Annotated in this window: 19 protein-coding genes; 1 reads left to right on the top strand and 18 read right to left on the bottom strand. The window is 70.9% G+C overall.

Translation table 11 applies throughout. The features are described 5' to 3' along the window. Positions 1 to 112: 112 nt before the first annotated feature. Both SALPAC2_RS0102075 and aroC read right to left on the bottom strand, forming a co-directional pair. On the bottom strand, positions 113 to 616 hold the full coding sequence (locus tag SALPAC2_RS0102075) for a shikimate kinase (RefSeq protein ID WP_018214977.1): 504 nt from the start codon (positions 614 to 616) through the stop codon (positions 113 to 115). Then, the gene (gene aroC / locus SALPAC2_RS0102070) at positions 616 to 1794 is read right to left on the bottom strand and encodes a chorismate synthase (RefSeq protein WP_026184322.1); all 1179 of its coding nucleotides are present in this window, start codon (positions 1792 to 1794) and stop codon (positions 616 to 618) included. The genes SALPAC2_RS0102075 and aroC overlap by 1 nt, the downstream gene beginning before the upstream one ends. 154 nt (positions 1795 to 1948) lie before the next feature. Here aroC and SALPAC2_RS0102065 point away from each other — a divergent pair, with 154 nt between their 5' ends. Next, complete coding sequence (locus SALPAC2_RS0102065; RefSeq protein WP_018214975.1) at positions 1949 to 3214, top strand: cation:proton antiporter; 1266 nt, start codon at positions 1949 to 1951, stop codon at positions 3212 to 3214. A gap of 46 nt (positions 3215 to 3260) precedes the next feature. Here SALPAC2_RS0102065 and SALPAC2_RS25635 read toward each other — a convergent pair whose 3' ends face one another. The 16 genes from SALPAC2_RS25635 to SALPAC2_RS0101990 form a co-directional block, all read right to left on the bottom strand. Beyond that, positions 3261 to 3782: a DUF1990 domain-containing protein gene (locus SALPAC2_RS25635; RefSeq protein ID WP_223874044.1), complete on the bottom strand. Its 522-nt coding sequence runs from the start codon at positions 3780 to 3782 to the stop codon at positions 3261 to 3263. 9 nt (positions 3783 to 3791) lie between these two features. Further along, positions 3792 to 4730, bottom strand: coding sequence for a glycosyltransferase family 2 protein (locus SALPAC2_RS0102060; RefSeq protein WP_050563154.1), 939 nt, complete (start codon positions 4728 to 4730; stop codon positions 3792 to 3794). Continuing rightward, positions 4727 to 5293: a glycosyltransferase gene (locus SALPAC2_RS0102055; RefSeq protein ID WP_018214973.1), complete on the bottom strand. Its 567-nt coding sequence runs from the start codon at positions 5291 to 5293 to the stop codon at positions 4727 to 4729. The genes SALPAC2_RS0102060 and SALPAC2_RS0102055 overlap by 4 nt, the downstream gene beginning before the upstream one ends. Before the next feature lie 62 nt (positions 5294 to 5355). Further along, a complete protein-coding gene (locus SALPAC2_RS0102050; protein WP_018214972.1) occupies positions 5356 to 5838 on the bottom strand; it encodes a glycosyltransferase family protein in 483 nt (160 codons plus the stop codon). A gap of 103 nt (positions 5839 to 5941) precedes the next feature. Then, the gene (locus tag SALPAC2_RS0102045; RefSeq protein WP_018214971.1) at positions 5942 to 7204 is read right to left on the bottom strand and encodes a hypothetical protein; all 1263 of its coding nucleotides are present in this window, start codon (positions 7202 to 7204) and stop codon (positions 5942 to 5944) included. Then, complete coding sequence (locus tag SALPAC2_RS0102040) at positions 7201 to 8115, bottom strand: sulfotransferase domain-containing protein (protein WP_033661730.1); 915 nt, start codon at positions 8113 to 8115, stop codon at positions 7201 to 7203. The genes SALPAC2_RS0102045 and SALPAC2_RS0102040 overlap by 4 nt, the downstream gene beginning before the upstream one ends. Next, on the bottom strand, positions 8112 to 9689 hold the full coding sequence (locus SALPAC2_RS0102035) for a lipopolysaccharide biosynthesis protein (protein WP_018214969.1): 1578 nt from the start codon (positions 9687 to 9689) through the stop codon (positions 8112 to 8114). Before SALPAC2_RS0102035 ends, SALPAC2_RS0102040 begins: the two co-directional genes overlap by 4 nt. Further along, positions 9686 to 11038, bottom strand: coding sequence for an O-antigen ligase family protein (locus tag SALPAC2_RS0102030; protein WP_018214968.1), 1353 nt, complete (start codon positions 11036 to 11038; stop codon positions 9686 to 9688). Before SALPAC2_RS0102030 ends, SALPAC2_RS0102035 begins: the two co-directional genes overlap by 4 nt. A gap of 2 nt (positions 11039 to 11040) precedes the next feature. Beyond that, entirely contained in the window at positions 11041 to 12735 is a 1695-nt protein-coding gene (locus SALPAC2_RS0102025; protein ID WP_018214967.1) for a P-loop NTPase family protein, read from the bottom strand. Further along, positions 12728 to 13270, bottom strand: a complete 543-nt coding sequence (locus tag SALPAC2_RS0102020; RefSeq protein ID WP_026184318.1) for an acyltransferase — start codon at positions 13268 to 13270, stop codon at positions 12728 to 12730. The genes SALPAC2_RS0102025 and SALPAC2_RS0102020 overlap by 8 nt, the downstream gene beginning before the upstream one ends. 86 nt (positions 13271 to 13356) lie before the next feature. Next, positions 13357 to 15342: a ligand-binding sensor domain-containing protein gene (locus SALPAC2_RS0102015; RefSeq protein WP_033661731.1), complete on the bottom strand. Its 1986-nt coding sequence runs from the start codon at positions 15340 to 15342 to the stop codon at positions 13357 to 13359. 179 nt (positions 15343 to 15521) lie between these two features. Beyond that, the gene (locus SALPAC2_RS0102010; protein WP_026184317.1) at positions 15522 to 16349 is read right to left on the bottom strand and encodes a shikimate dehydrogenase; all 828 of its coding nucleotides are present in this window, start codon (positions 16347 to 16349) and stop codon (positions 15522 to 15524) included. Further along, entirely contained in the window at positions 16339 to 17550 is a 1212-nt protein-coding gene (gene mltG / locus SALPAC2_RS0102005) for an endolytic transglycosylase MltG (RefSeq protein ID WP_018214963.1), read from the bottom strand. The genes SALPAC2_RS0102010 and mltG overlap by 11 nt, the downstream gene beginning before the upstream one ends. Beyond that, complete coding sequence (ruvX, locus tag SALPAC2_RS0102000) at positions 17547 to 18008, bottom strand: Holliday junction resolvase RuvX (RefSeq protein WP_018214962.1); 462 nt, start codon at positions 18006 to 18008, stop codon at positions 17547 to 17549. The genes mltG and ruvX overlap by 4 nt, the downstream gene beginning before the upstream one ends. A 64-nt stretch (positions 18009 to 18072) precedes the next feature. Further along, entirely contained in the window at positions 18073 to 20751 is a 2679-nt protein-coding gene (gene alaS, locus SALPAC2_RS0101995) for an alanine--tRNA ligase (RefSeq protein ID WP_018214961.1), read from the bottom strand. Further along, positions 20748 to 21053: a hypothetical protein gene (locus SALPAC2_RS0101990; protein ID WP_018214960.1), complete on the bottom strand. Its 306-nt coding sequence runs from the start codon at positions 21051 to 21053 to the stop codon at positions 20748 to 20750. The genes alaS and SALPAC2_RS0101990 overlap by 4 nt, the downstream gene beginning before the upstream one ends. Between the last annotated feature and the right edge of the window lies 1 nt (position 21054).

The raw sequence follows: 21054 nt of genomic DNA, 5'->3' as shown, positions 1-21054 counted from the left end.
CGACACGGAGCCGAACCGGACACCGCCCCGACACGGACCGGACCGGACCCCGGAACGGGACAGGACGGAAGTGGACCCGGAACCGTTGGCCGCCCGGCGGGCCGGGCGCCCGTCAGGCGGGGAGCAGCGCGGCGATCTCGGACGCGAGCTGCTCCGGTGTCCGGCCGTCGGTCACCACCGTCGCCGTCGCCACCGCCGCGTAGTGCGGCCGGCGCTGCTCCAGCAGGTGTTTGAGGGTGGCCCGCGGGTTGACCGTGAGCAGGGGCCGCCCCGCACCCAGCCCGACCCGGCGGACCGCGTCGGGCAGCTCCACCGACAGGTACACGACGGTGTGGCCGGTCAGCGCGGACCGGGTCTGTTCGGCGAGCACCGCACCGCCGCCGAGGGCGAGCACCCCGGTGGCAGCCGCGAGCGCCGTCGCCACCGCCGCCCGTTCGAGGCTACGAAAGTGTGCCTCCCCCTCGTCGATGAAGATCTCCGAGATCGGCTTGCCCGCCGTCGCCTCGATGTCCAGGTCGGTGTCGCGGAACTCCACCCCGAGCAGCTCGGCGAGGGCTCGCCCGACGGTGGTCTTGCCGGAGCCGGGCGGGCCCACCAACACACAGACCGGCGCCATCAGCGGACAACCAACGCGTCGAGGTAGCCGGCGAGGTTGCGGCGCTGCTCGGCCACCGAGTCGCCGCCGAACTTCTCCACCGCCGCCTCGGCCAGCACCAGCGCCACCATCGCCTCGGCGACGACTCCCGCGGCCGGCACCGCGCACACGTCCGAGCGTTGGTTGATCGCGGTGGCGGGCTCACCGGAGGTGACATCCACCGTCGACAGCGCGCGGTTCAGGGAGGAGATCGGCTTCATCGCGGCCCGCACCCGCAGCGGCTCACCGGTGGTGATGCCCCCCTCCAGGCCACCGGCCCGGTCGGTGACCCGCCGGACCCTGGTCGCGGTGGGAATGATCTCGTCGTGCGCGACGGAGCCCCGGGAACGCGCCTGCTGCCAGCCGTCGCCGATCTCCACCCCCTTGATCGCCTGAATGGACATCAGCGCGGTGGCCAGCCGGGCGTCCAGCTTCCGGTCCCACTGCACGTGGCTGCCGAGCCCCGGGGGCACCCCGTACGCCAGCACCTCGACCACGCCGCCGAGCGTGTCGGCGTCCTTCTTCGCGGCGTCGACCTCGGCGACCATCCGGCGACTCGCCTCCGGGTCCAGACAGCGCAGCGGGTCCGCGTCGATCCGCTCGGCGTCGGCCGGGCTGGGTCGCAGCCCCGGTTTCGCCGCGACCGACCCCAGCTCCACGATGTGCGAGACGACCTCGATGCCCAGCGCCTGCCGGAGCAATGCCTTGGCGACGGTGCCGACGGCGACCCGGGCCGCCGTCTCCCGGGCGCTGGCCCGTTCGAGGATCGGGCGGGCGTCGGTGTGCCCGTACTTCTGCATGCCGGCCAGGTCGGCGTGCCCCGGTCGGGGACGGGTCAGCGGCGCGTTCCGGGCCTGCCCGGCCAGCTCCGCCGGGTCGACCGGGTCGGCGGCCATCACCGTGCGCCACTTGGGCCACTCGGAGTTGCCGACCCGGATCGCCACCGGACTGCCCAGGGTCACCCCGTGCCGCAGCCCACCGATGATCTCGATCTCGTCCTGTTCGAACGCCATCCGGGCACCACGGCCGTAGCCGAGGCGACGCCGGGCGAGCTCTCCGGCGATCTCCTCGGTGGTCACCTCGACCCCAGCCGGGACTCCCTCGAGCAACGCGACCAGGGCGGGACCGTGTGATTCCCCTGCAGTCAACCAGCGCAACACAACGGCCAGTCTGGCACGCCCGGTGGGCGCCCGGTGCCACACCCGGCCCGTCCCGCCCTGCGGACACGAGTGTCCGTGGGACGGTCACGATCACCCCGTTGGCAGCGAATCCGTACGATCATGGCGGCCTCCCGGAAGTCTGGTCGGCGACGACGTGGTTTCGACCCACCCGGAGGCCCCGGTGCTGCTCCTCGCGTTCGCAGCCGTGCTGCTGCTGGCAGTCCTACTGTCCAGCCTCGCGCACCGCAGCATCCTCTCCACCGCCGTGGTATTCCTCCTCGCCGGTATCCTGCTCGGCCCGGACACCACGGGTGTCCTGGAAATCACCGCCGACAGCGAGATCGTCGCCGGGCTCGCGGAGCTGGCGCTCTTCACCGTGCTCTTCACCGACGGCATGCGGGTCGGCTTCGCCGACCTACGCGCGGCGTGGCGGCTACCCGGGCGGGCGCTCGGCTGGGGGCTCCCGCTGACGCTGGGGATCACCGCGGTGCTGGCGCACTACGTGGCCGGACTCGACTGGCCGGAGGCACTGCTGATCGGGGCGGTCCTCGCCCCCACCGACCCGGTCTTCGCCGCCGCCCTAGTCGGCAACGTGGGCGTTCCGCGCCGACTGCGGCACCTGCTCAACGTCGAATCCGGCATCAACGACGGCCTCGCGCTGCCGTTCGTCATCCTCTTCCTGACGGTCGTCGAGGGCTCCGACGACCTGCACCTCGACGAGCTGGGGACCGAGCTGCTCCTGGGCCTGGTGATCGGGGTGGCGGTGCCCTGGCTGGCGCTGCAGTTGGAGAAGGGGCGGTTCTTCTCCGCCTCCACCAAGTACGAGCCCCTCAACGGTGTGGCGATCGGCCTGCTGGTCCTCGCGCTGGGGCTGATCACCCACGCCAACCTGTTCCTCGCCGCGTTCGCCGCCGGCATCACCGTGGCCACCTTCGGCGAGCGACAGCGCGAGAGCTTCGAACACTTCGGCGAGCTGATCGCCGAGCTGTTCAAGCTCGCCGCCCTGCTGGTGTTCGGCGCCCTGATCTCGGTGAAGTTCCTCAGTGAAATCAACTGGACCGGCTGGCTCTTCGCGGTGTTGGCCATCGTGGTGGCCCGCCCACTCGCCCTCGCGGTGTCGTTCCTCGGTTCGAAGCTGAGCCGCACCGAGCAGTTTGCCGCCATGTGGTTCGGCCCGAAGGGTTTCGCCTCGGTGGTCTACGGTCTGCTGGTGCTCCAGGCCGGCGTCACCGCGGGAGACGAGGTGTTCCACCTGGTGGCGTTGACCGTTGTCCTGTCGATCCTGGCGCACTCGTCAACCGACGTCCTGGTCGCCCGGATCTTCAACCCGGCGATGACCCCCCAGTGGTCCGAACGACAGCGGGCGGCCTCGGCCGATCGCCGAGAACACCGCGGCGACGAGGATCAACCGCCGCCATAGGCCGCCCCGGACTGTTGGGAGCGGTTGCCAGAGTGGTGGGAGCCGGTCAGTCAACCCGAGACAGGGAGCGCATCGCGCCAAGATATCTTGACGTTATTAAATCCTGCGCGAACCGACCCAGCGGGCCAGCCATTCGAGCAGCCAGCGAATCCGGACGCGAAAAGGCTCGTATCTCGAAATGTGACCGCCCAACCCCGTCCCGATGAACCAGAAATGCCTCCTCGCCACTCTCCGGATGCCCCGGCAATGTACCGTAGGCAAATCCCAGCCGATCACCCTGGTCAAACGTATAGATGATACGGCAGGGGGCCTGCACCAGCAGTCCTCGCCACCCAATTCTCAGCCGGAAGTCCACTCCCGGCTCCGGTCGCAGATCTGGGCGATCAACGCTAATCCCAGCCCGACCGTGCACACGCCATGAGAGCAATGCGTCAACAGCCCTGTCAAAGACCCGGACATCGGCACCAAGAAAGGCCCTACGGTGGACGTGTCGATACCCGGACGGAAGAATACCCGCTGACGCACCAACCTCCGGATAGGTTAGCTCATCCCATTTCAATACAGCCACCCCAAAGACTCAGATGCCCCGGCCGCGCTTGTGTAGCGTGCGCAGCACCGCGTCCGCCCGGACCACCCGCCCGGCCACCGCGAGCGCCAGGTACGCCCGTGGCTCCCGCGGATTGCCCCGGAGGGTACGGCGGGCCCAGCGCAGCGCGCCCTGGCGGTCACCGGAGGCGGCGCGGGCGAAGGCGATCTGCCCCGCCACCCGGGCCGCACCGGCCGGCTGGCTGCCGAACTCCGGGTAGCGTTCCAGCAGCCACTGCAGCGCCGCCGAGATGGTGTCCCAGCGCTGCGTGAAATACGACCGGTTGTGCCAACGCACCAGCACCAGCGGGGTACGCAGGTTAACCAAGGGCGCCCGGCGGGCCGCCCGCAGCAGGAACTCATAATCCTCGGCGTAGCTGCCCGGAATCTCCTCGTCGACCAGTCCGAAGCCGTCGCGGAGTACGGCGGCGCGGAAGAGGAAGGTTGACGGGTGCAGCTCCGTCAACCGATCCCGCAACAGGTCGGCGAGCGTGATCCGGTCCCGGGACAGCGACCGGTCGACGGTGTGTCCGTCGTAGCTCACCCGGATGCCACCGGAGACGAACTCCGCGTCGGGGAGGGTGGTGAGCGCCGCAACCTGCGCCGACAGCTTGCCGGGCAACCACTCGTCGTCATCGTCGCAGAAAGCGATGAACTCGCCGGTGGCAGCCAGGGTGCCGGTGTTGCGGGCACCCGCGAGACCGGGCGTCCGGCCGTTCTCGATAACTCGGACCGGCCTACCCGGTCGGGACAGCGCGGTCAGGGTCGGATCCGGCTCCGAACGGTCGTAGACGACGACCACCTCGAGCTCACCCGGATAGTCCTGGTCAAGGAGGGCGCGGACCGCGGCCCGCAGCAGCTCCGGGCGGTCCCGGGTGGGCACCACCGCACTCACCCTCGGCCGGGTGGTCGCCCATGGCAGCGCGGTCATCCTCGCGCTCCGCTCCACGGCGACCGGGACCACGGCCACCACCAGCTCCGTCGGCCGTTCGCCGCGACCACCAACTGCTCCACGGTCTCGCCGATCCGGGCCACGGCGGCCTCCCGTTGCCGGGCCGAATCGGGATCCGCCCGGCTGACGAACCGGGCCGGCTCGGCCAGGCCGGCGGTAAGCGTGGCCACGAACGCCGCTGGGGTTTCGCACACCACCACCAGGCCCGCCGCCCCGAGTCGACGCGCGAACCGCAGCTGGTGGTCGTCGACGTGTTCGCCGTGAGACGGATCCCGGGGGACCACGATCGGCACCCGGCCGTGCCGACGAACCTCCAGGATGGTGGCCGGGCCACCGTGACAGATCACAAGGTCGGCTGTGGAGATCGCCGCGTGGAGCTCGTCGTGCCCCAGAAAGGCCAGGGCGCCGGGAACGCCGACCGCCTTCGTGTATCCATGCTGGACGGTGAGGGCCACGCGGTCGGGAACGGTGCGATGCCAGCTTCGAAGCCAGTCGACCAGCCGGTCAAACGGGTGCTTGTCGGTACCGACCACGACCAACACCCGCAGCCGGCCGACATCAGGACCGCTCCGGCGGCGAGGGACTTGGCTGGGCTCGAAACCGCTCACAGCAGCGGCCCCACCACAGTGGCCTCCGGGTAGTGCCGGCGTTGCTCTTCCCACTGCACGAGCATCGCGGAGAGAAACGGGCGGCACAGGCGCGCGGTCAGGGTCGGGGTGTCGATTCGGTCGTACACCTCGACGTAGACCGTGGGAATGCGCCGCAGCCAGGCGAGGACCACGAACGGCACCGCAACCCCGGCCCCGGTCGTCACCACCGCGGCGACCCGATGCCGCCGCAGTACCCGTACCGCCAGCACCGCGTTGCGCACCAGATTGGGAACGTTGCGGGTGGTCGGGTGGTGCGCCGCGACGACCTGTTCCCCCACGAGCTGGGAGAGTGCGTCCGGGGTGTCGAAGGTTACCCAGCAGCGACGCCAGTGCCCGTACCAGGAACGCAGCGCAAGCAGCTGGGCCAGGTGTCCACCGCTCGATCCGACGAGCAGCAGGACCGGGGAGTCACCGCGACCCCTGGGGTACGTCTCCATGCAAGCCTCACCGTCCGCTTCCTTCGATCCGCTTCGGCCCCGATCGATGGTTGGCGAAAGCAGAACACGTATCGCGCCGTGGAGGCATCGGGAAACCGGACGGTCACCGGTGGTCCTGCTGCACGAGGAGCTCCAGCAGAGCGGGGTGTAACGCGGGGTTCCAGCCCGCACCGGCGTCGGCCAAACGCCAGGTCCGCAACCACAGCTCCAGCAGGTACGCGTCCGCCACCAGGCGCTGCCCAGCCCGGTTCAGCCCGAGCGCGTCGCCGTACCGTCGGAGTTGGAGATCAACAGCGTCGGCCGCGACGGTGACGGAGGAGCCCCGCAGCACCAGGGCCCGCTGGAACGCGTCGTGCGCCAGGTCGAAGCCGACCGGGACGTCCGGGGCGCTGTGCTCCCAATCCCAGGCGACCAGCCGATCGGCATGCCGACCGAGGTTCCACGGGACCCAGTCGCCATGCCAGTGCCCGAACTCGACCAGGGTCTCCCCGTGCCGCGAGGCGAGCCCAGCCACCGCCACGACCGCCCGGGTGTCGGCCGACATCGTGGCGACGGCCTGGTGCGCGGTCCGGGTGAGCCGGGCCAGGAAGCTCGATCCGGCCAGTGGTCGGGGCCGGGCGGGCGGGCGGCCCCGGCGAGCCACCGCGAGCACCGCGGCGACCTCGGGCTCGGCGGTGGTGGACAGCCCACGGACCGTCGGCGGCAGCGGCTGCACCAACGCGACGGACCGCCCAGCCCAGCGGAGCTCGGCCAGCAGCCGTGGCGCCACCGGGTGGTCCGGCACCCGGACCAGGGCGGGGAGTTCCCGCAGGGCCGCCGCCTCGGCGGCCACCAGGGCCCGGGTAGCGTCGTTCCAGCCGATCTTCGCGAAGCCGAGCGGGCGGCCGTTCGGGGCGAAAAGTTGCAGGGTCGGCTTGTGGTTCGGATCCGGCGGTCGCACCCCACACGCCGCGTACGCGGCTCCCCCGCCCAGCAGGGCGGCGAGTCGGTGGCTGAGCAGCGCCTCCTCCGCGGCGACCGCGTCGGGCAGCGACACGGTCAGGACCGGGAACCGGGCCAGTTCCAGCCCACCAAGCCGGGCGAGCCCACCGAGAACCGCCCGCGCCGCCCGCACCCGTGGTGGTCGCAGCGCGTTGTACGCCAGCAGCGACGCCGCCGTCGCCCGCGGGGAACCCAACGGCAACAGAAACCGGGCCCGCCGCACCGAGGGCACAATCGCGTAGCGCGCCACCGTCCGGTGTTCGGTCGGCGGCCGGCCGGCCACGGTGAGCCCGACCTGCTCGGCACCGAAGACCGCCCGGGTGACCCAACCCAACCCGTCGGTACGGGTCCGCGGGTCGGCGGAGGCGGTGGCCGGCCCGGTCATCCGGCCTCACCCGGCCAGTCGAGGTCCATTCCGAGCCGCTGCCGCAGCGCCTCGTTGTAGGGGTGGTAGTAGGCGGTCAGCTCCGCCTGAACCGCCGGGTCCAGCGGCGCGGAGCGGCGGTCGTTGTAGACCCGGAAGCTCGCCAGGTCGTACGCCGGCAGCCCGAGGAAGGACAGGGTACGGCGGTACGTCGACCGGGCGTCCCGATAGAGGTCCTCGCTGCGCAGGAAGAGGAACTGCGTGCGGTCGAACCGGTCCAGCCACGGCTGAAGGTGCTCGAGGTAGCGGCCCCGGGCCCGGTAGCTGTACCAGTCGTACGCCTCGCTGACGTACTCCGGCTCCGCCGCCAGCCGCTCCCGCTCCCCCCGGGTACGCCCCGGCTCGGCGTCGAGGGCGGCGGCGAAGTCCAGCGGCTCGATGCCGTGGGTGCGCCGCTCTTTCCAGTGCGAGTAGGCCCGCTGCACCGGATCGCGCAGCAGCACCACCAGCTTGACCGAGGGCATCAGCGCGGCGACCCGCTCGGCGGCGAGCGGGTGGAACATGTACAGCGGGGCGGCCTCACCGGCCCGGACCGGGCCACCGTGCCGCCGTTGTAGCGCCGCCCGCTGGCGCCGGGTCGGGAAGTGCGACCGGTACCACGCCTCGCCCCGCCGCCAGTGCTCCTCGAAGTAGTGGGTGGACTTCGTGTTCCAGGCTGGGAAGAGCCGCGGCACCAGCGGATGCTGGATCAGATAGTTCCACAGTGACGTGGTGCCGCCCCGCTTGGTGCCGATGACCAGAAAATCCGGCAGTGGCCGCCGGTCACTGGTCTGCACGCCGTAGCTGACGAGAGACTCCCGCACCCGCTCGGTCACCTGGTTCGGCACGATTCGCTTCACCTGGTTCCGGATCGCCGACACGACGGACCTCACCTGTCCTTCTGCTCTGGTAGGCCGGGGGCGGCCGGGACGGCCGCCCCTCCCCCACGGAGTTGCCGCAGGAACGCCCCGACAACGGGCCGGGTTCGGGACAACGTGCCGACCCCGCCGACGGCCAGCACCGCCACCGCCACCAGCAGGCCGGGAATGCCCCGCCCGCCGACCAGCACCCCCACTCCCGCGGCGGCGGCCACCACGGCGGCGGTGATCGCCGCCGCGCGTAGCATCGCCGGGTCCACCAGCGGGTGCCGCACTACGAGCCAGGCGCACGTCCCGGCGGTGAGGTTCTCGGTGAGGATGCCCGCGGCCCAGGCCATCGCCGCGCCGGTGGCACCATGTCCGGGGATCCACACCAGGCCGAGCGAGACCGTCACCAGCAGCCCGCCCAGGGTGGCGGCCAGGTGTAGGCCACTGCGGCCCCCCATCAGCAGCAGGCTCTGCACATTGCCCACTCCCGTGCGCACCAGCATGGCCAGGGCGAGGACGGTCAGCGCGGTGGCTCCGGCGGTGAACCCCGGCCCGAAAAGTTCCAGGAAGGCCAGCCCGAAGACAGCCAGCAGCAGGTACACCGGCCAGGAGAGCACCAACCCCCAGGTGGTCAACTGCCGGTGCACGGCTGCCGCGAGGTCCGGCTGGCCCGCGCCGAGCAGCCGGGACAGCCGGGGGGCAACCGTCACCCGCAGCCCCTGCACGGCGAGCTGGCCGGCGAGGACGTACCGGCCGACGGCACCGAACACACCGGCCTCCTCCGCCCCGGCGAGCGCCGAGGTCAACAGCACCCCGATCCACAGGTTGCCGGCGTCGATGGCGGCCGAGACGGCCCGGGGCAGCGCGAACCGCCAGAAGGTCGACCAGTCCCGCGGCCCGGGGCGGAGCCGGGCACCCCGCCCGATCCGCAGCGGCCCCGCGACCAGGGCCAGGCAGACCAGCAGGGCCAGGGCGGCCGGAACCAGCCAGGCGGACACGCCGGCCACCAGGCCGCCACCGACCAGGACCGCGACACCGACCAGGACCGGGCGGGCCACCGGCAGGAGAAAGAACTGCACCGACACGTACGCCCGAATCGGCCGGACACACCGCAGGGCGGCGAGCAGCAGCGTCAGGAGGACAATCACCGGAACGGCGGCGAAGCTCACCGCCAGCAGCTGGGACCCGGCGGCCGGGCCGAACACCCGGGGTGCCAGAGAGTCGGCGGCGAAGAACCCGGCCAGCGCGACCACCGCGGCAACCACGAACGGTGGGATCAGGGCCACCGGCAGCACCCGGGCGGCGTCCCCCCGCCCCCCGGCCGCGCGGCGGCGCGGCAGCGCCCACAGCAGACCGGTCTCGGCACCCAGCGTGCACACGGCGGTCGCCACTGTGATCACCCCGATCGTGGCAAAGAAGACGCCGGAGCCGGTGGGGCCGTAGCCGCGGGTGATCACCACCGCGAGGAGAAAGCCGAAGAGGCCGCTGGTGGCCGCACCGAGCAACCCAGCGACCCCGCTGCGCGCGCTGTCCCGACGCTCCGCCTCGTCCGGCTGCCCGACGGCGCGACCGGACGCCGCCGGAGCGGTGCCGGCGGTCATGCCGCCGCCCGACCGAGAGTCGTCGGCAGCCGGGCGGGCCGCCCTCGTGCCGGTCCAGCCCGGCCGGGGTCCAGCGGGGGTAGGGGCCGTGGCGCCCGCTCGCCCTCGGTGCGTGCCATGGCGAAGGCGACCGCGTAGAAGGCGACGGCGAGATTCTGGTTGGCCAGGCCGTAGAAGGGGATCTGCACCAGGCACACCAACGGAACGATCGCCAGCCACTGCCCCGCCGGGGAGCCCGCCCGGGCGCAGCGGAGGGCGGCCACGACGAACCAGGCCAGAAAGCACAGCAGGGCGGGGATCCCGTGGCTGAACAGCACCATCCACAACTGCCCCTGGGTACCGATCGGTGCCTCGGCCGAGACGGTGTCGACGTTCGCCGGAGCACCGTGGCCGAGCCACGGCGACTCATCGACCCGCGCGAGCACCGCGCGGTAGAGGTCGAGCCGGTCGGTGTTGGTGTCGCTGTTCCCGACCCGGTCCCCGATCAGCTGGGCCACCGGGATGAACACGGTGGCGACGAGACCCACCAGCACCACCCCGACAATCGAGGCGGCGACCCGGGTATTGCCGCGCCAACCGGCACGGACACCGAGCACCAGCAGGCCGACACCGAGGCTGAGGAACATCACTCGGTTCAGGGTGAGGAAAGCCGGTGCCAGGGACAGCGGCAACGACCCGAGCAGCAGCCAGCGCAGCACCCCCCGCCGCCGCAGCATGATCACCGCGATCACGGCGGGCAACACCATCGCGTACGCGCTGCCGTAGTTGTTGGTGTACGCGTACGGCGCCGCGGGCCGGTAGACCGGGTCCGCTGACCGGGCGCTGTACTCGGCGGTGGAGAGGTGGACCATGTCGTGGACGAATGGTTCGGCGGCGATCGCGCCGGGCAGCAGGATCTCCACCGGGGTGGTCAGGCCGAGCCGCGGGGCGAGCACGCTAAGCCAGCCCAACGCCACCAGCCCGAGCCAGAACGCGCAGAGGGGCAGGAGCACCTCGCTGCCTCCGGCTCGCTCCCGGGCCACCACGTAGACGTAGACGCCGACCACCAGCGCGGTGGCGTAGAACCCCAGCCGTAGTCCAAAGGCCAACACTGAGCTGGGCGACCCCAGCTGGGTGGCGCTGACCAGGACGACGGCGAGGAAAAGCAGCCAAATCCCGGTGCCGGGCGGCAGCGGAACCCGGCCCCGGACCAGCAGTAGGGCCAGCAGCACGGCACCCAGCAACGGCCAGCCCAGATAGAACGCACCGGCCAGCCACCAGATCGGCACCAGGCCGAACATCAACGCCAGCGGCCAGATCGGCAGCCGCGGTGGCGGCGGCGCGGGCGGCGAGCTCCCACCCAGCGACACGGTCAGCCCCGACCACGGTGGGTGAGGACGAAGCCGAGCGGGACCACACCGGCCGCTCGCAGCCGCTCCGCCAGCCGACGTAGGTCGCTCTGCCGGGTCTGGTCCTGCTCGACCACCACCACCGCGACCCCCTGCCGGGCCGCCGCGACACCCCGCTCATCGGCCTCGGCCGGTGGGGCGTTGAAAAGCACCAGTGCGCTGGCCGCCCGCTGCCCCCAAGTCCCGAACCGGATGGTGCCGGCGCCCACCGCAACGGCGTCGGCAGGCGCTCCGACGGCGCTCTTCCCATTGATCGACGCGGTGGAGGCGATCCGGGGCAGCGGGATCGTGCCTTCCGGGTCGTCGGAGGCCAGGCGGTTGGCAGCAGTACCGTTGCCGGCGCCGGTCGTCTGGTGGACGGTGGTCTGGCTGGGAAGAACGGTCGGGCGGGGAGCAGCGGTCGGGTGCGGGGATGGTCGCCGGACGGCGATCGGATCGGTAACCTCATCAACGGGGGCGGTCCGCCGTTCCTGGCGCTGCTGCGGCGCCGGCGGCCGGGCGGAGTGCGCCGTGGCCGGCAATCGCGCCACACCGGCCAGCACCTCACTACGCAACCGCCCCAGACGACCGGTGTCATCAGCGAGGTACACCTCCCGGCCGGTCCCGGCGAGCGCCACCGCCAGCCCGGCGCTCATCGCGGTCTGATCCCCCCGGGTGGTCAACAACACGATCCGGGCCGGTTCCCGAGTCCGCCCGGCGATGGCCATCGCCACGTACCGGATGTCGGCATCCACGGCCTGCCGCGAGCTGCGTGGCTTCGGGCCGCGGGCGGTACCGAGCAGTGGCAGGCCGGTCGCGTCCCGGCCGTCGTCAACCGACCGGATGCGCCGGTCCACCGACTCCCACCCATAGGCCAGCATGACGCCGAGCAGCACACCACCCAGGAGTCCCGCGAGCAGGTGGAGCAGTCGGTCACCACCCGTGGGGACCAGGTCCGGCTCCGCCTCGCGGGTGACCCAGCCCGGGTTGACATCAACCGCCGCGATCTCGGTCCGGGCCGAACCGAGCTGGACCAGTTGGCTGTTCACACCGGACAGCTCGGCCACCGCCGCATCCGCCTCGCCCTCCCGAGCACTGGCAATCCGACGTTGCAACGCCGCCTGCTGGGCCTGCACCTCGCTGATGCTCTGGTCGTACGAGCGCAGGATGTCCGCCCGCTGCTGCTCGTACATGGTGCGGCGCACGTCGAGGTAGGCCGTGGCGGCGAGGTTGACGCCCGCCACCGCGTCCTGGGGTGAGTTCGCGGTGAATCGGAAACGCAGGATCTGGCCGCCGGTGGGCACCTCGAGTTCGAGCGCGTCCTGCACGTCACGCTGGTCCCGGCCGGTGGCGTCCATCAGCCGCCGCACCACGTCGGTCCCGGTGGCGATGCCGCGCTCCACGTTCATGTTCACCGCACGGTCGGCGGAAGCGCCGCTCGGCGTGAAGGCGTCGGTGACCACCGGTCGGACCGCCACCACGGCGTCGGCGGTCACCGCGCTCGGCACCAGCAGCACATAGCCGAGTGCGGCGAGCAGCCCGAGTGCGGCCGTGCCGGCCAGTACCCGGATCCGGTGCAGCGGCACGCGGAGCAGGTCGGTCAAGGTGACCATTCGACCCGGTGTCCCCCCGCCGGCGGCGGCGTTGGCGGTCCAGCCGCCACCACCGGCGCTAGTCATCGAAACTCTTCACGGTCTGCTGGGGGTTTCCGATAACCACCACCCGGGGCGGGACATCCGTCCGCACCACCGTTGCGGTGCCCACCACACTGTCCCGACCGATCCGCACACCCTTCAGTACGAGTGCGTGTGCGCCGATCCAGACGTTGTCCTCCAGGACGATCGGCGCTCGGGTACGTGGGGTGGGCGGGTCGTGTCGCACCTCGGGCCGCAGATTGTGGAAGTCGTTGTCCCGCACCTCACAGTTCGACAACAGGCAGCGGTCTCCAATCGTGACCGAGGTCCAGACACCGACCCAGGTCGCACTCAGCAGGCACTCGGCGCCGATTCGAACCTCGCCCGGACCGGCGAACCGCACCAGCTTGTTGATCCGGGTCCGGTCACCGAGGTGCACCCGCACACCACGGCGGAGCCGGATCCGCCCACGAATCTCCACATCCCGGCCGAGGCTCAGCCCCGGATAGCGCAACCGGTACCAGCCGCGCTTCAACGCGAACGCGGCTCTTACCCCAACACCACGGCGGATACCCCGCAACGATCCTCCCCAGCTCCCGGGGACAACGGCAAAGATTGCCGTCGGCCAACGTGAACCATCCACCATAATCGACGACGGTCAGTCGCTTACTGCACAGCGAAGAACAGTCGCGGAGTGGACCAGGTCAGCTCCGGTCCCGGGGCCACGAGCAGGACGTGTTCCGCGCCGTCCACCACCGGATCGGCCCCGGGCCGGAAGGGGACGCCGCGCAGGTTCCCGTCGGTGTTCCCGTACACGATTTTGCCGTCCACCCAGGCCATGCCCCGCACCGTCGACCAGTCGACCCCGGTGGTGGGCAACGTGAACTCGGTGGCACCGAGGTAGTTCCCGTCCGTCTCGAAGTACCGGTAGTGCAGGGCGTCGGAGTCGGCCCGGGTGTAGTGGAGGCGCCCGTCGAGGAAGAAGGCGCCGGTTAGCTCCGCCGCATCGAACCAGTCGTTGTAGCCGGACGACTGCCATGGGGCACCGACCACTCCCCCAGGGAACATCGAGATGTCGATCCGGCTGCCCGTCGGGGAACCGGCGACGGTGCGTGCCCAGTAGATCCGGTCACTCATTCCCCAGGTCGCCCCGGCGCCGGTGTAGTTCGGCTGGCTGACTGTGGTCGGTGCGCCGATGCCGGTACCGTCGAACGGAATCCGGGTCAGCTCGCCCTCCCCGGTGCCCAGATAGAGGTTGCCGCTGGTCGCGGTCGACGGGGTCTTCGGGGTGATCGTCCGACCACCGGAGCGGGGGAACATCCCGAGCCGGCCGTGATACTCGCCCCCCATGCCGTCGGAGTTGTGCCCGAAGTAGAGCCCGTCGTCGCCCCGCCAGAGCACCGGCAGGGTGGACCCCCACGGAGTGGCGCCGGGAGGCAGCGACGAGCCACCGCTGCGCCGGGGGTTCCAGTTCACCGGCATTCCGGTGGCTGGGGTTACCGCAGCTATCCCGAGCCGATCAATGGCACCGTCCCCGGCACTGTCGCGGTCATTCGGGTTGTTCAGCCAGCGGAAGTGCCCACCCAGATAGATGACGTTGTTGTCCACCTCGACCGAGGTGATGGTGTCGTTGCCGGTGTAGTTCGCCCAGGTGGCGAGCTGACCGCCGCCGCGGGCCGCGGTCTCGAAGCGCACCAGCGCGTCGCAGTACGCGGCGGGCCAACCTGCTCCACCGTTGGTGCCGACGACGAACCAACTGCCGTCCCCACCGAACCTCACATCCTGCACGTAATGTATGAAAACATCGGGGTTTTTGCATGGCGGCACGAACTTCTCGGTGCTCCAGTCGAGGACACTCGGTGGGCCCGAGAGGTCGACCAACACCATCTGGTTCCGCGACAGGCCGTCGACATCCGTGAAGTTGCCCCCGGCAACCAGCGTCTCCCCATCCGGCGACACGTCGATGGTCCAGACATACGAACTGGTGCCGTGTCGCCCCCCGGTGGCGTTGACGGCGAAGGTCGGATCGATCTCCCCCGTGCTGGCGTGCAGTCGGGCGAGCCCGCCGTGCGATGTGCCGTTCACCCAGTTGAAGGCGCCCGCCAGGTAGAGCCAATCGCCGTGCAGCGTCATGTCCCGCACGACGCCACCGTCGGAGCGGCCCACCCAGCTGCCGACGGTGACGCCGGTGATCGGGTCGAGCGCCACCAGATTCTTCCGGGACACCCCGTTGGCGTTCCGGAACGCCCCACCAACGATCAACGTGTCGTTCGGACCGGCGATCAGGGTGTTCACCGCGCCGTCAAGCATCGGCAGGAAGGTCGTCGAGATCTCCCCGGTGGCCCTGTCGTAGCCGAACAGATAGCGCCGGGTGGTCCACGCCGCAGTCGGGTCCGGTCGGATCTGCGTGAAGGTGCCGCCGACGTACACCGTCGAGCCGATCTGCGCGAAGGCACGGACCTCGCCGTCCCGGGCGTGCGGTGTCTCGTCAACCGGATCGCTCGACACCAGGATCTGCGTCTCGGGCACCGGCGGGACGGCGGCGGAGGCCGCGGTCGGCACGAGCAACGCGGCCGCGACGGTTACCGCGCAGAGCACGGCCGTCCGAACAGGACGACCCGAAATCTGCCGACGAAGCGAGAAGCCAGCCACGCTATACCTCCAGGGTGAGAACTCGCGTAGCGTGCCTTGCCCCACCCGGTTAGCGATATCCACCGATTGGTTGGCACTTGCCCCACCGCCCCGGCGGTCCGACCGCACGCGGCCTCCCCGCCCGGCGCATGACGCCGCCGGACCGCCCCCTGGCGCAGTACGAGTCGCCGCTGCGGGAGTCAGCCAGCCCGAGCCGCCGTGAGGGCGGCGGCCATCGCCGCCCGCGGCGCCGGCACCCCGGTGAACTGCTCAAACTGACCGACCGCCTGGGCCAGCAGTAAATCCAGACCAGAGCAGACCCGGCAGCCGGCAGTCTGGGCCGCGGCCGCGAGCGCGGTCGGCCAGGGGTCGTAGAGGGCGTCGAAAAGCACGGTGGCGGGCCGCCACGCCACCGCCGTAGCGAGCGGATCGGCGGCCCCGGCCGGCACGGTCGAGATCACCACCTCGGCGGAGCAGGCCGCAACAGCGTCGGCCCAGGGAACTCCGGTCAGCGGAACGCCCACCGCCGCGGCCACCGGACGCAACTCGGCGATCGCCGACTGCCGCCGGGCCACCACGGTCACCGCCCGAGCCCGCAACGCCGCCGCCGCGGCCACCGCCGCCCGGGCGGTACCACCGGCACCGAGCACCGTCAGCGTCGACTCCGGGCGAACCCCGGCCGAGGTCAGCACCTCCACCATGCCGGCGACATCGGTGTTGTCCGCGTGCCAGGAGCCGTCCGGCCGGCGTACCAGGGTGTTGGCCGCCCCGACAGCGGCCGCGACCGGCGACGCCGTTGCCGCCACCGCGAGCGCCGCCTCCTTGCCCGGCATGGTGACCGAAAGCCCCGCCCACTCCGGGCCCAGGCCGGCGACCAGAGCCGGCAGCTGCGCCTGGGCGCACTCGAAGCGGGTGTACGACCAGTCGTTCAAACCGACCGCGGCGTAGCCAGCGTTGTGGATCAGCGGGGAGAGGGAATGTGTGATCGGGTCGCCGACCACCGCCGCCCGCCGGTGCTCAGATGACACCCGCCTCCCTCGCCTTGGCCTCGTTGCGCAGCTGCTCCTCGTAGGTTTCCGCGAAGGCGGACTCCCCCTCCTTGTTGATCGCGACGAAGAAGAGCCACTTACCCGGCGGCGGATCCATCGCGCCTTCCAACGCCAGCCGACCCGGATTGTTGATCGGTGTGGGGATCAGACCCTTGAGCTTGCGGCTGTACGGGCTCTTGGTGTCGAGCAGCTCATCCTGGGTCATCTCGGCCGAGGTCTTGGTCTCCTGGCCGGTCAACTCCAGGTAGTAGTTGACCGTGACATCCATCTCCAGGCAGTTGCACTGGAACTCGCCATAGACCCGGTTGTAGGCGACGCGGGCGACCTTGCCCAGATCCTCCGGAGTACCGGCTTCGGCTTGGGCGAGCGACGCGACGATCAGCGCCTCGTACGGCGCGATCTGGCGTTCGTTCTCCACCCGGTCCACGAACTCCAGCTCCTCGGCGACGGTGAGGAATCGCTCCACCATCAGCGCGAGAATCGACTGCGCCGTGGGGTCCGGGGGAAGCTCGTAGGTGTCGGGGAAGAGGAAGCCCTCGATCGACGGCTCGACCGTCCGGTCATCCGTCCGCGTGAACCACCACTCCGGGACACCGAGCGCGAGCGGATCCTTCGCCGCCGCCTCGAACTCCTCCACCGGAATCTCGGTCTCCTCGGCGAGTAGCTTGTAGATGCTCTTCGCGGTCCGCCCCTCGGGCACGGTGATCCCGTTCACGACCCGGTTCTTCGGGTCCAGCATCGCGGCCACGGCGTACTCGCCACTCATCTGCTTACGCAACTCGTACTGGCCGGGCTGGATGTTCTTGCTCTGCCTGTTGTCCTCCGCCGCATTGACGAAAGCCTTGGTGCTCTTGACCACCCCGGCCTCGTAAAGCGTGACCGCGATGGCCGCGATCGGGGCCCCCTCCGGGATCTCGACCGTCACCGCGTCGGTCCCGGAACCGTCGTAGTCGGGCGTGCCGAGAAAGTTCTGAATCCGGTCGAAGCCGTAGTAGGCGCCACCACCGAGGCCGCCGAGTAGAGTCAAGGTCAGCAGCAGGGCCAGCACGGTCTTGCCGCGCCCACCGCCCGAGCCACGCTGGCGTTCGCGCTCGCGTTGACGCTTACGCACATAGCCGCGCCGATGCCGGCCCTTCTCTCCCCGATCGCTATCAAAACCGGGGTCCAGCTCCTCGATCATTGCATCCGCCTCCGCTGCGCGTCGAGCCAGCTCTGCAGGATTTCCACCGCGGCCGCCTGGTCCACCACCGCCCGCTGCCGCCGCCCCCGAACGCCACGCTCAGCAAGCCTACGGCTAGCCACCACCGTCGACATGCGCTCGTCGGCGAGCGTCACCGGCACAGGCGAAATCACCTCGACCAGACGACCGACATACGTCTGCACGTGTACGGCGGCGGGGCCCTGCCGACCGGCGAGATTCACCGGCAGACCAACCACCACCTCGACCGCCTCGTGTTCGGTCACCAACGCGGCCAGCTCGGCCATGTCGCTGGGGACCGCCTCCGGCTCGGCGGTGCGATCCCGGGCGAGGGTGACCAGCGGCGTAGCCAGGACGCCGTGCGGGTCGGACCGAGCCACGCCGACCCGGACCTGTCCGACATCCACCCCGAGGCGTACGCCCCGGGACCACTGCGCCACGAATGGTCACCTCCCTGAGAGAACGAGCGGGCTGCGCCTCCGGCACCGGGTATCCCCCGGCACCTTACGCTCCGGCGATGGCATTCTCGACGGTGCGGAGCAGCCCCGGCGCCTCCGCCGCGGGCAGACCGCCCCCCTGCGCCAACTCGGGGCTGCCCCCGCCCCGACCGGCGAAGGCTACCTTGACCAGATCCGCCGCCGACAGCCCCTGACTCCGGGCGGCGGGGTTGACCGCCACCACCAGGGAAGCCTTCCCGTTCGCCCGGGCCGCCACCGCGACCACCGCCGGACGCGCCGGGTCGATCCGGCCACGGATCTCCTGCGCGAGGGTCCGCACATCGTTGCCGGCCGCGCCCTCGGGCGCCTCGGTCCCGACGTACGCCACCCCACGCACCTCGGTCGCCTGGGCGGCGAGGGCCGCCGCGCCACCGAGCACCAGCTGCGCGCGCAGCTTCTCCAGCTCCTTCTCGGCGTCACGCAGCTGGGTGACGGTCTGCTCCACCCGCTCCGCGACCTGGTCGGACGGGACCCGGTACAGCTCGGCGAGGCGGGCCACCAGCAGGTGCTCGCGGGCCAGGAAGTTGAACGCGTCGATCCCGACCAACGCCTCAACCCGGCGGACCCCGGACCCGATCGACGACTCAGAGAGAATCTTCACCAGGCCGAGCTGGCCGGAGCGGCCCACGTGGGTACCGCCGCACAGCTCTCGCGCGTAGTCACCGACCTCGACGACTCGCACCTGCTCGCCGTACTTCTCGCCGAAGAGCGCCATCGCACCGATCCGCCGCGCCTCGGCCAGCGAGGTGACGAACGCACGCACCTCCAGGTCGGCCAGGAGCGCCTCATTGACCTGCTGTTCCACATCCCGCAGGACGCTCGGCGCCACCCCGGTCGGGGTGTTGAAGTCAAACCGGAGCCGCCCCGGCGCGTTCAGCGAACCGGCCTGGGTGGCGGACTCACCGAGGAAGTTACGCATGGTCTGGTGCACGAGGTGGGTCGCGGTGTGCGACCGGGAGATCGCCCGCCGGCGATCGGTGTCGATCTCGGCGAAGCCGGTCTCGCCCGCCCGCACCTCGCCCCGCAGCACCCGGGCCCGGTGGACGATCAACCCCGGTACCGGCTGCTGCACGTCGAGGACCTCCACCTGGCCCCCACCGACAGTGATCACGCCGAGATCCGGCTGCTGACCACCGCCCTCGGCGTAGAACGGGGTGGTGTCGAGTACCAGCTCGACCGTCTCGCCCTCGACCGCCGCGGCGTGCGGGCTGGCCGCGCCGAGCACCGCCCGCACCGTCGACTCGCGGGAAACCTCCTGGTAGCCGGTGAAGGTGACCGGGCCGCCCTCGTCCAGCACCGTCCGGTACGCGGAGAGGTCCACGTGCCCCGTCTTACGGGCCTGCGCGTCGGCCTTCGCCCGAGCCCGCTGGTCGGCCATCAACCGACGGAAGCCCTCGGCGTCGACCTGCAGGCCCTGCTCACCGGCGATCTCGAGAGTCAGGTCAATCGGGAAGCCGTACGTGTCGTGCAGCTGAAACGCCTTCGCGCCGGAGATCGCCCGCCGGCCCGCGGTGCGGGTCTCGGCGATGGCGGTGTCCAGGATCGTGGTGCCGGCGCGCAGCGTGGACAGGAACGCATCCTCCTCCGCGTACGCGTAGTCGGCGATCCGGCCGAAGTCCGTCGCCAGCTCCGGGTACGACGGGGCCATGCAATCGCGGGCCACCGGCAGTAGCTCGGGCATCGCCCGTTCCTGCCAGCCCAGCAGCCGGATCGAACGGATCGCCCGACGCATGATGCGGCGCAGCACGTAGCCCCGCCCCTCGTTACTCGGAGTTACCCCGTCCCCGATCAGCATCAGTGCGGTGCGGACGTGGTCGGCGACGACCCGCAACCGGACATCGTCCGGGTGCGACTCGCTGGCGACCTGACTGGAGTGCGCGCCGTACCGCTTGCCGGTCAGCTCGGCGGCCTTGGCCAGGATCGGCCGCACCTCGTCGATCTCGTAGAGGTTGTCCACGCCCTGGAGGATGGACGCCATCCGCTCCAGGCCCATCCCGGTGTCGATGTTCTTGGCCGGCAGGTCGCCGAGGATCGGGTAGTCCTCCTTGCCGGTACCCGGGCCCCGCTCGAACTGCATGAAGACGAGGTTCCAGAACTCCACGTAGCGGTCCTCGTCAACCGCCGGACCGCCCTCCTGCCCGTACTCGGGGCCACGGTCGTAGAACAGCTCGGAGCAGGGCCCGCACGGGCCGGGGATGCCCATCGACCAGAAGTTGTCGGCCTTGCCCCGGCGCACGATCCGATCCGCCGGCACCCCAACCGACCGCCAGATCTGGAACGCCTCGTCGTCGTCGTGGTAGACCGTCGGCCAGATCCGCTCCGGGTCGAGCCCGAGCCCTCCGGCGGCAACCGGCTTGGTGGACAGACCCCAGGCCAGCCGGATCGCCTCGTCCTTGAAGTAGTCCCCGAACGAGAAGTTGCCGTTCATCTGGAAGAACGTGCCGTGCCGGCTGGTCTTGCCCACCTCGTCGATATCCGGCGTACGGAGGCACTTCTGCACGCTGGTCGCCCGCCGGTAGGGCGCGGTCTGCTGCCCCAGGAAGTAGGGGACGAACTGCATCATGCCGGCGGCGACGAACAGCAGGTTCGGGTCGCTGATGGCGGGCAGCGGAGCGGACGGCACCACGGCGTGACCGTTCGCCTCAAAATGCGCGAGGTACCGCCGCCTGATCTCCGCCGTCTTCATCGCTGGTACTCCTCCGGGAAAATCTCTCGGTCGCCGGTGCGCGGATATTCCCGCAGGTCGGCGACAGTCTCATCGAACGCCTCGCCGCGCGCGAAGGCCTCGTGAATCTCCTGCTCGCGCTCGGCCATTCCGATCCGGACGTCCGACACGAAGCTACGTACCGAATCGGCCAGGCCGCCAGCGGATTCGGACAGCCCGCCGGCGATCCCGGCCGGCGTGTAGGCCTGGGCCGTCTGGGTGGCCTTGCGAACCACCAGCACACCCACGGCCAGCCCGATGCCCAGCCAGAACAACCGCCTCATG

Origin of the sequence: Salinispora vitiensis (assembly GCF_000378825.1) — a bacterium.
Classification (GTDB): Bacteria; Actinomycetota; Actinomycetes; order Mycobacteriales; family Micromonosporaceae; genus Micromonospora; species Micromonospora vitiensis.
The sequence above is the reverse complement of the archived record's forward strand: the minus strand, read 5'-3'. Positions and strand labels throughout refer to the sequence as shown.

What these genes read in the sequence shown, in the direction of transcription:
- SALPAC2_RS0102075 (WP_018214977.1), bottom strand. Translation starts at nt 616, where the DNA reads ATGGCGCCGGTCTGTGTGTTGGTGGGCCCGCCCGGCTCCGGCAAGACC.
- SALPAC2_RS0102060 (WP_050563154.1), bottom strand. Translation starts at nt 4,730, where the DNA reads ATGACCGCGCTGCCATGGGCGACCACCCGGCCGAGGGTGAGTGCGGTG.
- SALPAC2_RS0102050 (WP_018214972.1), bottom strand. Translation starts at nt 5,838, where the DNA reads ATGGAGACGTACCCCAGGGGTCGCGGTGACTCCCCGGTCCTGCTGCTC.
- SALPAC2_RS0102045 (WP_018214971.1), bottom strand. Translation starts at nt 7,204, where the DNA reads ATGACCGGGCCGGCCACCGCCTCCGCCGACCCGCGGACCCGTACCGAC.
- SALPAC2_RS0102035 (WP_018214969.1), bottom strand. Translation starts at nt 9,689, where the DNA reads ATGACCGCCGGCACCGCTCCGGCGGCGTCCGGTCGCGCCGTCGGGCAG.
- SALPAC2_RS0102025 (WP_018214967.1), bottom strand. Translation starts at nt 12,735, where the DNA reads ATGACTAGCGCCGGTGGTGGCGGCTGGACCGCCAACGCCGCCGCCGGC.
- mltG (WP_018214963.1), bottom strand. Translation starts at nt 17,550, where the DNA reads ATGATCGAGGAGCTGGACCCCGGTTTTGATAGCGATCGGGGAGAGAAG.
- alaS (WP_018214961.1), bottom strand. Translation starts at nt 20,751, where the DNA reads ATGAAGACGGCGGAGATCAGGCGGCGGTACCTCGCGCATTTTGAGGCG.
- SALPAC2_RS0101990 (WP_018214960.1), bottom strand. Translation starts at nt 21,053, where the DNA reads ATGAGGCGGTTGTTCTGGCTGGGCATCGGGCTGGCCGTGGGTGTGCTG.